Raw genomic sequence first — 13443 nt, forward strand, 5'->3', positions numbered from 1 at the left:
GTGAGGTCCGTTTTGAGTCAAATTCAGCAAGAGCAATACATACAGCAACTTGGTATTAATGCTAAACAGGCAAGTTATGCTTTAGCAAGCTTAACTGCAATCCAAAAAGCTGAGTTACTCAAAGCCATCGCCGATGCGTTAACTCAGAATACATTGGCGATTTTAGCCGCGAATGCTAAAGATGTGGCTGCGGCTAAAGCGGATGGGCTAACCTATGCGATGATTGATCGATTATTGTTAGACGAGGCGCGTTTAGCGAGCATCATTAGTGATATTGCTGATGTTGTTCGCCTTGCTGACCCCGTTGGCGAAGAGTTCGGCAGTCAATTACTCGATAACGGTTTAAGGCTCACTCGCCGCCGCGTACCGCTTGGGGTTATCGGGGTTATTTATGAAGCGCGGCCCAATGTAACCGTTGATATTGCAGTGCTGGCACTCAAAACTGGCAATGCCATCATTCTTCGTGGTGGCAAAGAAACGCTGCAATCTAATAAACTCATTAGCGATGTGATCCGCAGCGCCGTAGTCGCCCAAGGTTTACCTATTGATGCGGTGCAATTTATCGACTCGCCAGATAGATCCTTAGTGACAGGTTTACTTAAGCTTGACCAATATGTCGATATGATAGTGCCTCGTGGTGGTCAAGCGTTGCAGCGTTTATGCGCCGAGCAGGCGACAATACCAGTTATTTTAGGGGGTATTGGTATTTGCCATTTATATGTCGATAAAAATGCCGACCTTGAACGCGCGCTCGCGGTGATAGCTAACGCTAAAGTGCAGCGTCCTACCGTGTGTAATGCGCTCGATACCTTGCTGGTGGATGAGCAGGTAGCGAGCACGTTTGTGCCGCAAATTGCCGAATATCTACATAGTTTAGGTGTGCGTTTTTCAGTCTGTGAGCAAACTTATACATTGCTTGATGGCTTAGGTTTTGATGTTTCCCTTGCCAAATCCGAAGATTTTGGTATCGAATGGTTGTCGTTAACCTTAGGTATTAAAGTGGTCAGTGACATTGACGCCGCTGTTAGCCATATTCGCGACTATTCTAGCGGCCATTCCGAAGCGATTTTGACTGATGACATTCACGCCGCGGCGCACTTTATGAACGAAGTGAACTCAGCTGCTGTGTATGTCAATGCTAGCACGCGCTTTACCGATGGCGGCCAGTTTGGTCTTGGCGCTGAGGTTGCGGTGAGCACACAAAAACTCCACGCCCGTGGCCCAATGGGACTTGAGGCATTAACCACTTATAAATGGTTAGCATGGGGCGATTACACCAGCCGCATATAATGTTTTTCTGTTAGAAACAAACAGCCGTTAACGCCTTGCGTCGACGGCTTTTTTATGCGAATTAATCGATAGATTCTGCTTAATACGATTGCTATAACAGCATGTCGTGGTGTGAAAGATTTTGTGAAGGGTGGTGTGAAGGTTTGCAATGAAGGAGCTAAGGGTTAAAAGTATTAAAAATAAAACGATGATAAACAAGAGGCTTAATGGAATAGCTGCAGACTCGTGGCGATGATCCAAATACACAAAAATATTAATGACATTAGTGCCGTAAATTTACGAAATGGAACAATATATTCCAAGGTATAAATAAAGTATTTTTCTTGCACGCTGCGGGTGAGTAATACCGCTGGCAACATAAAACTGCAATACAACATCACCACCATAGTAGTGAAGTCGTTACCCCAAAAATATTCGAAAACAAACAAGCCAATACAGAGCAGCATCGCCACCCAACTGAGGCGGCTTAAGCCATTTTCTGGCATCCATTGCGTTGACTTTTCCATATGACTATCCTTAGTCTCGTTGACTTCTGTACAATTTATAGCTTGATGTAAGCGGTTTTTCAAACGTTTTAAATATTACATGGCTATCGTGATGGCGGTAATTGTTATATTTAGATGCAGATTATAGCTAAGTGATGGTTATAGCGTCTTGATGTCGGCAAACGATCCCTTACACAGCTTGGCTAAATCTGTAGCCGCTAAGCTAATTTCTAAACCGCGGCGGCCGGCGCTCACATAAATCCTATCAAAGTTCTGCGCACTAGCATCAATCAAGGTGGGTAGTGGTTTTTTTTGTGCCAGCGGGCTAATACCGCCCACAAGATAACCCGAGGATTTTTGCGCTAATTCTGCATCGGCCATTTGCAGCTTTTTTTGTCCTAAGCATTTAGCTACGGCTTTTAAATTGAGCTGATGATCAACCGGCACTAAAGCGACCGCAAGCGGAGCGTGCATTTTATCCGTGGCAACTAACAGGGTTTTAAATACCTGTGCCGGCTCTAGCCCTAATGTGTTGGCGGCTTCTTCGCCGTAGGCTGCACAATGTGGGTCGTGGCTGTACTCAAGGATATCAAATGGGATCTGGTTTTTTTTCACCAGACGAACAGCAGGGGTCATTTTCTACTCCTTTACAATATCGATACTTACTTGGCTAGCTTTGGGCCAAGCTTATTATTGCGGTCAATATAACGCGGTAAAAGTTGCTGTAACACCATACCCGACAGAATAAAAGCGAGCCCGAGATAGGTTGCCATGGTTATGGTTTCTTGCAAAATCCACGCGATAAATCCAATTGACATCACTGGCGATAAAAACACCATAGTGCTGATATTAGCTGTGCGGATAGCCGTTTTTAGTGCCATTAACCACAGCACAAAAGTAATGCCCATCTCAAACAATCCTACATACATACCTGCGAATATTGCCTTAACACTAAAACTCGGTATCACATCGGTCAGCATTAACGTGACTGCGATAAAAGGTAAACCGATGAGAAAACTGAGTAATAAACTCACTACGGGATCCCCTTGATCTTTGGTATTGACGATCCAATATAAGCACCAGAGCAAGGTACTTGTGAGGGCAAGACCAATGCCGAGCGGACTATCAAAACTAAAACCGCTGATATCGCCACCAGTGGCAATAATAAAAACCCCTGAGTAGGCAATCAATGCTGCGGCTATGTCACTTTTACGCAAATGTTGTTTTAACAAAGGCGCGGCGAGTAACGGCAGTAATACCGCCCAAGTGTAATTAAGTGACAATGCTTGCTGTGCGGGCAATAAGGCATAGGCCTTAAATAGCACCACATAGTAAAGAAAGGGATTGATAAGCCCTGTGACTAAATAAAAAGTGGGGCGGCGCAAAAACTGTTGTTGCAGCAAAGAGAGTTTACGTTGCCAGGCGAGAATACCACCAAGGGCAACAATGGAGGTGAGTACCGCCACAAAGACTAATTGCAACGGGCTGTAATAGCTTAAGGCAATCTTAAATGCTGTGGCAACCGTAGACCATAGAAAGACCGCCGCCATACCATACACATACGCTAGATTTGAAGCCTTCACTCTAATGACCTTACATGGATAAATACCTGCTCAATGGGGGCTGATTGAATAACAGCCTTGGCTGATAAGCAAGACTATTTTGTATTGATAAATGTTTTATCTTGATACTGCTACGGGAAAGAAAAATTAGAAAAATTTTTTGTTCACCCTTGTAATTAAATTCCCTGTCCCAATATAGGTATCAAGGCAGAGAAGGTGGCTAGTGATGGACTTGATATTTAAACCATCTAGCCTCATATCAACACCAACTAAACAAATTTAGATTGAATGAAATTTTCCGGAGGACCTCATGGGTAAAATTATTGGTATCGATTTAGGCACAACAAACTCTTGTGTTGCAGTCCTCGATGGCGGCAAAGCACGTGTTATTGAAAATGCTGAAGGCGAGCGCACAACACCGTCAATCATCGCTTATACAGACGATGAAATTATTGTTGGTTCGCCAGCAAAGCGTCAGGCTGTGACTAACCCAACTAACACATTCTTCGCGATTAAGCGTTTGATCGGTCGTCGTTTTAAAGATGATGAAGTTCAACGTGACGTGAACATCATGCCATTCAAAATCATTGCAGCCGACAACGGTGATGCATGGGTTGAATCGCGTGGTAATAAAATGGCACCACCACAAGTGTCTGCTGAAATCTTGAAAAAGATGAAGAAAACAGCAGAAGACTTTTTAGGTGAAGAAGTAACAGAAGCAGTTATTACTGTTCCTGCCTACTTTAACGATTCACAACGTCAAGCTACTAAAGATGCCGGTCGCATCGCAGGTCTTGATGTTAAGCGTATTATCAACGAACCAACGGCAGCTGCATTAGCCTACGGTATCGATAAGAAGCAAGGCGACAACATTGTTGCGGTATACGACTTAGGTGGTGGTACGTTCGATATCTCTATCATCGAAATCGATAGCAACGATGGTGACCAAACATTTGAAGTATTGGCAACTAACGGTGATACCCACTTAGGTGGTGAAGACTTTGACAACCGTTTGATCAACTACTTAGCTGATGAATTCAAGAAAGAACAAGGTCTTGATCTGCGTAAAGATGCCTTGGCAATGCAACGTCTGAAAGAAGCGGCTGAGAAAGCGAAAATTGAGCTTTCAAGCACAAATCACACAGAAGTTAACTTGCCATACATTACAGCAGACGCAACTGGTCCTAAGCATTTAGTGATTAAAATCACTCGTGCTAAGTTAGAAGCACTGGTTGAAGACATGATTATGCGCACATTAGAGCCATTAAAAGTTGCCTTGGCTGACGCTGATTTATCAGTATCAGACATCAACGAAGTGATTCTTGTGGGTGGTCAAACACGTATGCCTAAGGTTCAAGAAGTAGTAACAAACTTCTTCGGTAAAGAACCTCGTAAAGACGTGAACCCAGACGAAGCCGTTGCCGTAGGTGCTGCGATTCAAGCCGGTGTTCTGTCGGGCGAAGTGAAAGACGTATTACTGTTAGACGTAACACCACTGTCTTTGGGTATTGAAACCATGGGCAGCGTAATGACCAAGCTGATTGAGAAAAACACCACTATTCCTACTAAGGCGCAGCAAGTGTTCTCAACAGCCGATGACAACCAAAGTGCAGTGACAATTCACGTACTGCAAGGTGAGCGTAAGCAAGCGAGCGCGAACAAGTCATTAGGTCAGTTTAATTTAGATGGTATTGAGCCTGCACCACGCGGCCAGCCACAAATTGAAGTGATGTTCGATATCGACGCCGACGGTATTTTACATGTGTCTGCGACAGACAAGAAAACCGGCAAGAAACAAAACATCACCATCAAAGCCTCTTCTGGTTTAAGCGAAGAAGAAGTGGCACAAATGGTACGTGATGCTGAAGCTCACGCAGATGAAGACAAAAAGTTTGAAGAGTTAGTGCAAGCACGTAACCAAGCTGACGGCTTAGTCCACGGGACTAAGAAACAAGTAGAAGAAGCGGGCGATGCACTGCCAAGCGAAGATAAAGAGAAGATCGAAGCTGCTATGGCTGCTGTTGACACTGCCATCAAAGGCAATGACAAAGAAGCCATTGAAAAGGCAACTCAAAACTTAATCGAAGCGTCTGCTAAGCTGATGGAAATTGCTCAAGCTAAGTCTCAAGCTCAAGGCGGCGACAATGCCGACGCGGGCAAACAGGCTAACGCTGCTGCCGATGATGTTGTCGATGCTGAATTTGAAGAAGTGAAAGACGACAAGAAATAATGATTTGTTCTCAATCAAATCGATTGATTTCAAATAGTTAATTTCTAGGCGGGCGTTACGGGGCAACCCTAACGCCCGTTTGTTCAACTTAAGCCAGAAGCATGAGATTATGTCAAAGCGAGATTATTACGAAGTATTAGGTGTCAGTCGTGACACCAGCGAACGTGAAATTAAAAAGGCCTACAAACGTCTGGCCATGAAGTTTCACCCAGATCGCAACCCAGGTGACAAAACCGCAGAAGCTAGCTTTAAAGAAATTAAAGAAGCTTACGAGATCCTAACCGACGCCGACAAAAAAGCGGCTTATGACCAGTTTGGTCATGCAGGTGTCGATCCTAATCGCGGTGGCGGTGGTTACGGTGGTGGACAGGGCGATTTCGGTGATATCTTCGGTGATGTCTTTGGCGATATTTTCGGCGGTGGACGTCGTGGTGGCGGTCAACGTCAAGCGGCCCGAGGCTCAGATTTACGTTACAACCTCGAATTATCACTGGAAGAAGCGGTTAAAGGTTTCACCAAAGAATTACGTATTCCCACACTGGCAAGTTGTGATCTGTGTGACGGCAGCGGCGCTAAAAAAGGCACCTCTGCAACCACTTGTGGCACCTGTCATGGCCAAGGCCAAGTACAAATGCGTCAAGGATTCTTTGCCGTACAACAAGCTTGTCCAACCTGTCATGGTCGCGGCAAGATCATCAAAGATCCTTGTACCAAGTGCCATGGCGATGGCCGTGTTGAAAAGAGCAAGACCTTATCAGTTAAAATCCCAGCTGGCGTCGATACGGGTGACCGTATTCGTTTAGCCGGTGAAGGCGAAGCAGGTGAGTTTGGTGCGCCTCCAGGGGATTTATACGTTCAGGTCAGTGTGCGTGAGCATGCGATTTTCGTCCGTGATGGTAACAACCTCTACTGCGAAGTGCCGATATCTTTCAGTAAAGCGGCCCTAGGCGGTGAGATTGAAGTACCAACACTGGATGGTAAAGTGAGCCTTAAAATCCCAGCCGAAACGCAAACGGGTCGTATGTTCCGTTTACGTGGCAAAGGGGTTAAATCGGTTCGTAGCCATGCTGTTGGCGACTTGCTCTGCAAAGTGGTCATGGAAACGCCAGTTAGCTTAAACGAACGTCAAAAAGAACTGTTACGCGAATTTGAAGCCACCCTAACGGGTGAGTCAAGAAAGCACAGCCCAAAGGCTGAAGGTTTTTTTGATGGCGTGAAGAAGTTTTTTCAAGACTTGAATAGCTAACTTGGTCTAGTGGCGCAGCTGTTATGTTAGTAGCGCTAGATGAATAAAGCCCCGCAGTGTTTAACACCGCGGGGCTTTTTTATGTTCGATTGAATACTCAGATTTTCAGAGAGTAGTGCGCAGTAACCGATTAAGCACTGTCATTCCAGTGACTCGCCATTAACTCGTCCCTGAGGGCTCGACGACGGCATCCATGCCGCCAACGGTCACTTCCATGACAGTGCTTAACGCCTATTAAGTCCTTCGTATATTTGATAATCTGTAAGGTTGCCGATTTCATTCGCCTAGTGGCAACTAGGAAGTTTAGGCAAAAAGTTATGCCTGTCCGATCCTTTTCTTGTAGGTGGCTCAGGTGGCAGTGGTGGTATCACCTTTTCAGGTGATCCAAATTATCATAGAAATCAAAACTAAAAGTTTTTAGTATTAACTTCAGTCTGCTAGAGTAGACTGAAGTTAGCCTCTGTCGAGGTATAGGTTATGACAATATTAAAACATTGCCCGTGTTGTAAGAAGACAATTTCATTATTAAAATTAGTTCTTAGTAGAGAAGGAAAGTGTTATCACTGTGGAGAGTCATTTGATTTCTCATGTAATTATCAATTACTGGCATTTGCATCCTTCATGTATGCTGCCACATATAAGATATTGTTCATAAATCAAATGTCTAGCATTTTTATAAATATCTCTTTAATAGTATTGCCAATATTGTTACTTGTTTATTTATTTATACGAATTGATGAAATCAGGAATTAAATTACTTATTAAATTACTTATTAAATTTATATGTACTTAATGATTTATAAATCCAGATATGATAATTGGTTCACTTTTTTGAAATCTTTTATTTAAGTCTGATACTTTATGATGGTGCAACCATCTGAGTCAGCAAACGGGCATTCCGTTTCATTTTGCCGATTATCTTGAACTTATCGATTGGACGGGCCGAGCCATTCGCCTCGATAAAAAAGTTAAGCTTCCAAAACTCCTTAATGGCTAAATTTGCCCAACGCGGTTAAAACGTCAATTTAGCCGAATTTTATAAGGTTCAGAATGTATACAATTTAATAGAGTAATTTATCACCTATCAAAACTACTATTATAAGTCGGTTATCAAAATCTCTAAGGAGATTATGGCAAAATTTTAATGTTTAGGTTTAAGGTGTATTTGATATTGAAAACAAGTTGTTACCTCATGCATAAATCTAACTTTACACTTTTAGCGCGTTGGGCAAATTTAGCCATCTACGGCATTGAGTAACTTACTCACATTACTTTTTGAACCTAATTCAGGAAGATCTGCAACACCCAGACGATACTGAGACATAAGCGTTTTCAATACAGCTATACCACTGTCCATTTCGGCAATGGCAGCATTAAATTCAGCAAATTCATCAGCCTGTTCTTCCCATAGCTCAATACTAAGTGACAACATCTCAATCAAAAACTTGTTCGAGTCATAGTCATCAACTAGGTTGTCCATTAATGCCAATGCCTGCTCGTAGTCGTCCTGAGTTTCAATGTGAGCGAGGTATGGCACTTTGGCCAATGCTTCTCTAATTTCAATACTGTAGTGGCATAGTGATGAGGAATCTTCTGATTTGTAGTGGCATGACTCAATTAGCGCTCATTTTCTTGGCGAACCAATGCGTGGGAGTTTGCATTCTAAAGGTTTTAAGCCATAGATTTGCTGGAGCGGGTTTACCGAATAGATAGCCTTGAAACTGTTCGCATCCTAGTGCAGTGAGTTGCAATAACTGAGCTTCGGTTTCGATACCTTCGGCAATCACGTTGAGTTTTAAGCTCTTGGCTAACAGGATAGCCGCTTTGACAATTTGGGTGTGGCGTTCGCTAATGCCCATTTGACTGACAAATAAACGATCGATTTTAATCGTGTCGGCACTAATATCGATTAATTGACTTAATGATGCATGGCCAGTGCCAAAATCGTCAATGGCGATAGAAACCCCCATGCGAGCTAAGGTATTTAGGCGCCTTCCCGTTTCTTTATGGGTTGAAAATACTGAGGTTTCAGTAATTTCAATTTCTAATAATGGAATGAGTTCTGGATGATTCATATAGGTTTGGATCAACACTTTAAAGAAGCGATCCGACAGAATATCCTGCCCTGATAAGTTGAAGGCAATCCTGACTAGTGGCACGTTTTCCGGCCAAGAACGGATCAACTGAAGTAATTGCCTGAAGACTTTTATCGCAAAAATAGCCTGTAATTGAGATGACTCTATGATGGGGATAAACGTATTCGGCATAATCATAGTGCCGTTTTCATCGAACATTCTTGCCAGCGCTTCAAAGCTAATAATGTGGCCATCGGCCATCACTTTGGGCTGCAGCCACATTTCAAGGCGATTATGTTTCAGCGCATCCCGAACTCTGGCTTTCTGCGATGATGCTTCGAGAAGGTTATTAATCAAACTAATGTAGTACACCATGACTGGGTTAGCTTGGGTGGTTTGTTTAATGGCAATTAAGCATTGCTCTGCGGCTTGCTGTGGTGAGGCTTTATTACCCGAGCTGCAACCGACTCGGCACTCGAGATTAAATTCAATTTGCTGTTCTTGCTTAAGCTGCAGGTTTGTTGGAATACGCTTTCGTAATTGTAGCGCTAGGTTTTCGGGGGAAATCAGCGGCAGACTGGTAAACTCAAGTGCAAACGACGCGCCCCTAAACCGATATATTTTTGCTTGATGCCCAAAGCGATTTTTGAGTTCGACCGCAAAGGCTTTTAGGATAGCATCCCCGTAATTCATGCCAAAGGCAGCATTGATTTGACTCAGATTATCAATTTTGACTATGGCAACGCTCATGTCCAAATGGATCATACTTGGAGCTGGGTTATACCAGTGATTCTCGTTTGGTAATCCGGTCACTAAATCATAGAAATGTGTGCTGATATGGTGCTTTTTAAGTCGGCTCAGTTCAATCGCATGGTTTGCTTGTTCTGTGACATCGTGGCAGTGGAACAACAAAGTATCATGGTGCGATAAGGAGGCTTTCTGCAGTAGATATTTAATACTGTTATTGTTTTTTAAATGAGTCGGAAACGAGGCCGCCAGTAAATTTGTGCTGGTGTCTTCGGTAAGTTCAAAAATGTCACATAGGCGAGTGCGGTTGAGTGTGACCTCTCCGGCGATTTCTTTGGCCGCATTATTCAAGTTGATAATCACTCCGGCCTCATTGCAAAAGAAGGAAGCGGTACCATTGTTTTCAAATATTTCAGCATATTGTTCTAAGGTACGTTGCAGATCATTTTGATGCTGGATCATTTTCTGCGCATGGACTTTCTGGGTTTTTAGCAGGCGCATCGCCGATAAGGGAATGCAGATATTAAAAAAGACAAAAAGCAAGCCATTCAAATAAGCATGGGTCGCAGGCAGGCTGATATCAATATCAATAATAGGGGGAATATTTTGGTTACGCAGTAGCAGTAAAAAAGGCAATACATTAAAAAACATCATAATAACGGCCACTTTTCTGCCAAATAGAAAAAGTGCCATTAAGGGCAAGGTATATAAGAAAGTAATCCCTGCCTGCGATAAGTTAAAGTCAGGGATAAACAAGAGTATAGAAATGCAGGCGGCAATCACCATGGCCAGTAGGCTGATTGAGCTGACGAATAAATATTTGCGCGTAAACCATAAAGTTAATATCAGTACGGTTAAAAAACTGACCGTAATGCTGATAATAAAAACGAGGTTTAACTCATACGCAATTAAAGAGCTATGCAGCACTATGCTAGCGGTCAAAATCGCGCCACTGAGCAGAATAATCCGCAATAAGCTAGTTTTTAATATTGTTCTATCAGGATTTAAAATGTCTTGATCCCTGATAAGCAAAAAACTTTTCAGCCATTGAAGCAAAAAGAGTCCTTATTCCATACGGAAGTCATGCCTGTTACTTAGTGCATAACTTATATCATAATTCACTCAATCGTCATACTAATAGATAAATGCATCTATACATCAGTTGGTTATGGTTTTCAGTCTGTTTGAATTATTGGGAATATACTGCGAGTAATTGACTAAAGCTGCGAGTTGCTGGCAGATGTAGTTTGATAACGAGCATATTCATAATCCAGATTTTTAGGCACAATAACTTTCCTTTGTATTAGGGGGCTGACACTCAATGGAACAAAACTCACGGTAAGAGGTTTTTATGCCGGAAAAGCTTAATAAACTAGAGGAGTTACTCCCTAATATAGTGGCTAACTGAATTCAGCCACTATTAGAAAAATAATTGCATAGGTTAGTGTTCATCTAGATCAAAATTATTCATCATGAGATGAAGAGTTGAGACAGGCATAACTCTTTTTGGAGGCTAGATACCTCCGGTTACCCGATTAGCATATTAACTTGTACTACAAAATAAATGGGACAAACACATTAATAAAAGATAGGACAGGTTGAACTCTTTTGGGATTAACAGCCAACACTGCAACTTCAAGAGTTCACCTTCCCTGCAAAGTTGCTGAAGGGCGTTGAGGAAAATCGCGTTAGCGATTTTTGAATAAGCACGAAGCAAGTAGTCAATGCATGTAACTTTGCTAGGGCGTCTTGGATAATCCAAGGAGGATAGGGCGAGCGTCCTCCTTGGTCGATTCTCTAATAAAAATCAGGGGGCGAAGCGCCACGACCTTGATATGGATTTCGACTTTGATTTCGATTCAAAAATCCAAACGAAGTTTGGAAACCTAAGAGTTTTACTCTTCTGGAACTGTAAATGCCGCTTCTGCTTTCTCTAACTCTTGCTCGGTTTTAAGCTCAAATGCTTGCTGCTTTTTAAGCTTGGCTTCTTCTTCGAGTGCCGCTTCTCTTTGTTTAAATTCGTGTCTCTCTGGTTTAGTCAAAAACTTAAACGCGAGCTTGTTGCCCAGCACGTAGGCGACCACGTCTTCGCCTTTTACTCGGCGCTCATCAACACGTTGTGAAAAACGGGCGTTATCGCGGGCTTTACGTTCTGCGGCATTTAACTTACTCATAATCTTGTCTCTTCATTTAGTTAATCACGGTAGTGTTCCACTACGTTCAGTTAAACAAATGAGTTGTGTTGCACATTCATAAAGCTGATTGGAGGGGATTCTACCATAAGCTAGCCCGAAATCAGCGGAGTAAAAGCCGAAACAATATTGGTATTCCCATTCGACACTGAGTAAACTTTCGCTCCCATGTGTTGATCCGGTGCTGTAATGACCTTTCCCGAGCTTTCTTCTTCCCCTGAGTCGTTAACTTTTGCCAAGCTTGGCTTAAATTCGGCATTACTTAAGGCGTTGCCTGCAGAGTTGGTGCAACCCACTCGGGTGCAGCAGTTGGCTATTCCTGTGGTGCTAGCGGGGCAAGATGTATTGGCTTTAGCGCAAACAGGCAGCGGTAAGACGTTGGCCTTTGGTTTGCCACTGTTACAAAAACTGCAGCAATCATTACCATCGTTATCTCAATCACTGATATCGCCAAAATCCATAAATACCGCTAAGCATAACGCCAAAGGTGGCGGTGTTTATCAAGCCGAAGCTTTTGCATCTGTGCTGATATTAGTACCAACCCGCGAGTTGGCAATGCAAGTAACCGAGGCGTTGCAAACCTTGGCGAGTAATCTATTCGCGCAATATGCGACGTTACAGCCGATTACTATTCAAACCCTTTGCGGCGGCGTTGAGCTTGAAACGCAATTAGCAGAGTTAGCCGCCAAGCCGCAGGTGTTGGTGGCAACGCCGGGGCGATTACTCGATTTATGTCAGCAATCGCATATCGCCCTTAGCGTAATAAAGTATTTAGTGTTCGATGAAGCCGACCGTTTACTTGAGATGGGCTTTTGGCCTGATATACAAAAGCTATTAGCGTTAATGCCTAAAGCTCGCCAAACCTTGTTATTCTCAGCGACCTTTCCGCCAGCGTTAGAACAAGTCGCGAGCCAATTATTAAACCATAGCGCGCAGCGTATTGAAGCCCAACAACTTAACTCAGTGGTCGCTGAGATTGAAGAACAGCTGTATTTAGTCAACAAGGGCAGTAAGGCGCAGGTGTTAATTGCGTTATTAAAACAATATCAATGGCCGCAGGTGCTAGTGTTTATCAGTGCTCGTGATGATGCCGATGCGGTTGCCAAGCGCCTTGCTAAAGCGGGGATGAAAGTTGCTGCACTGCACGGTGAAAAAGATCAAACTATACGCAGCCAAACCTTAGCTGACTTTAAAGCCAATAAGCTGCAAGTATTAGTGGCCACAGATTTAATGGCGCGTGGCATTCATGTCGATGCTTTGCCTGTGGTGATTAATTTGGATTTGCCCATGAGCGCGCCAGTGTATGTGCACCGAATTGGCCGCACTGCCAGAGCAGGTGCCAAAGGGCTGGCGATTTCCCTTGTGTGCCATAGCGAAATGCCAACCCTAGCCGCAATCCGCACCTTGACCACACGGGAGTTGCCACTGGCATTATTGGCCGATTTTCCGGTAACGGATAAGCCAAGTGAAAAAGCTAGTGATGTTGTAGAGGGTGACAAGGTTGAACGTAAACGAGCGCCGCGGGATAAACAGGCAAACCGCCGTAGCATTAATAAGCACAGCGCCAAAGAGTTTAAAGGTAAGCGTTGATTGCTTGAAGCTGAAAGGAGTTAAGT

The 13443-nt window shown here is 43.5% G+C and carries 10 protein-coding genes; 4 read left to right on the forward strand and 6 right to left on the reverse strand.

The window, feature by feature from the left end:
• Nucleotides 1–12: 12 nt before the first annotated feature.
• Nucleotides 13–1290, forward strand: a complete 1278-nt coding sequence (locus tag BW947_RS00365) for a glutamate-5-semialdehyde dehydrogenase (protein WP_076496302.1) — start codon at nt 13–15, stop codon at nt 1288–1290.
• Nucleotides 1291–1493: 203 nt separating this feature from the next.
• On the opposite strand, the gene BW947_RS00370 is transcribed toward BW947_RS00365, so the two are convergent.
• The 3 genes from BW947_RS00370 to BW947_RS00380 all read right to left on the reverse strand — a co-directional run bounded on the left by BW947_RS00370 (nt 1494) and on the right by BW947_RS00380 (nt 3358).
• A complete protein-coding gene (locus BW947_RS00370; protein ID WP_076496303.1) occupies nt 1494–1796 on the reverse strand; it encodes a hypothetical protein in 303 nt (100 codons plus the stop codon).
• 138 nt (nt 1797–1934) lie between these two features.
• Entirely contained in the window at nt 1935–2411 is a 477-nt protein-coding gene (gene ybaK, locus BW947_RS00375) for a Cys-tRNA(Pro) deacylase (RefSeq protein ID WP_076496305.1), read from the reverse strand.
• Between the two features lie 26 nt (nt 2412–2437).
• Nucleotides 2438–3358 (reverse strand): DMT family transporter, encoded by a 921-nt coding sequence (locus BW947_RS00380; RefSeq protein WP_076496308.1) that lies wholly within the window; start codon nt 3356–3358, stop codon nt 2438–2440.
• 289 nt (nt 3359–3647) lie between these two features.
• Between BW947_RS00380 and dnaK the strand changes: the two genes are divergently transcribed.
• Nucleotides 3648–5567, forward strand: a complete 1920-nt coding sequence (gene dnaK / locus BW947_RS00385; protein ID WP_076496311.1) for a molecular chaperone DnaK — start codon at nt 3648–3650, stop codon at nt 5565–5567.
• Between the two features lie 109 nt (nt 5568–5676).
• A complete protein-coding gene (dnaJ, locus tag BW947_RS00390) occupies nt 5677–6813 on the forward strand; it encodes a molecular chaperone DnaJ (protein ID WP_076496313.1) in 1137 nt (378 codons plus the stop codon).
• Between the two features lie 1234 nt (nt 6814–8047).
• Here the strand turns inward: dnaJ and BW947_RS00400 are convergent.
• The 3 genes from BW947_RS00400 to BW947_RS00410 form a co-directional block, all read right to left on the reverse strand.
• Nucleotides 8048–8350, reverse strand: coding sequence for a helix-turn-helix domain-containing protein (locus BW947_RS00400; RefSeq protein ID WP_244153210.1), 303 nt, complete (start codon nt 8348–8350; stop codon nt 8048–8050).
• Between the two features lie 76 nt (nt 8351–8426).
• Complete coding sequence (locus BW947_RS00405; protein WP_076496316.1) at nt 8427–10691, reverse strand: GGDEF domain-containing phosphodiesterase; 2265 nt, start codon at nt 10689–10691, stop codon at nt 8427–8429.
• 839 nt (nt 10692–11530) lie between these two features.
• The gene (locus BW947_RS00410; RefSeq protein ID WP_076496319.1) at nt 11531–11809 is read right to left on the reverse strand and encodes a DNA polymerase III subunit epsilon; all 279 of its coding nucleotides are present in this window, start codon (nt 11807–11809) and stop codon (nt 11531–11533) included.
• Nucleotides 11810–12016: 207 nt separating this feature from the next.
• Here BW947_RS00410 and BW947_RS00415 point away from each other — a divergent pair, with 207 nt between their 5' ends.
• Nucleotides 12017–13417: a DEAD/DEAH box helicase gene (locus tag BW947_RS00415; RefSeq protein WP_076496322.1), complete on the forward strand. Its 1401-nt coding sequence runs from the start codon at nt 12017–12019 to the stop codon at nt 13415–13417.
• Nucleotides 13418–13443 lie beyond the last annotated feature (26 nt).

It is taken from the genome of Shewanella morhuae, from assembly GCF_900156405.1.
Taxonomy (GTDB): Bacteria; Pseudomonadota; Gammaproteobacteria; order Enterobacterales; family Shewanellaceae; genus Shewanella; species Shewanella morhuae.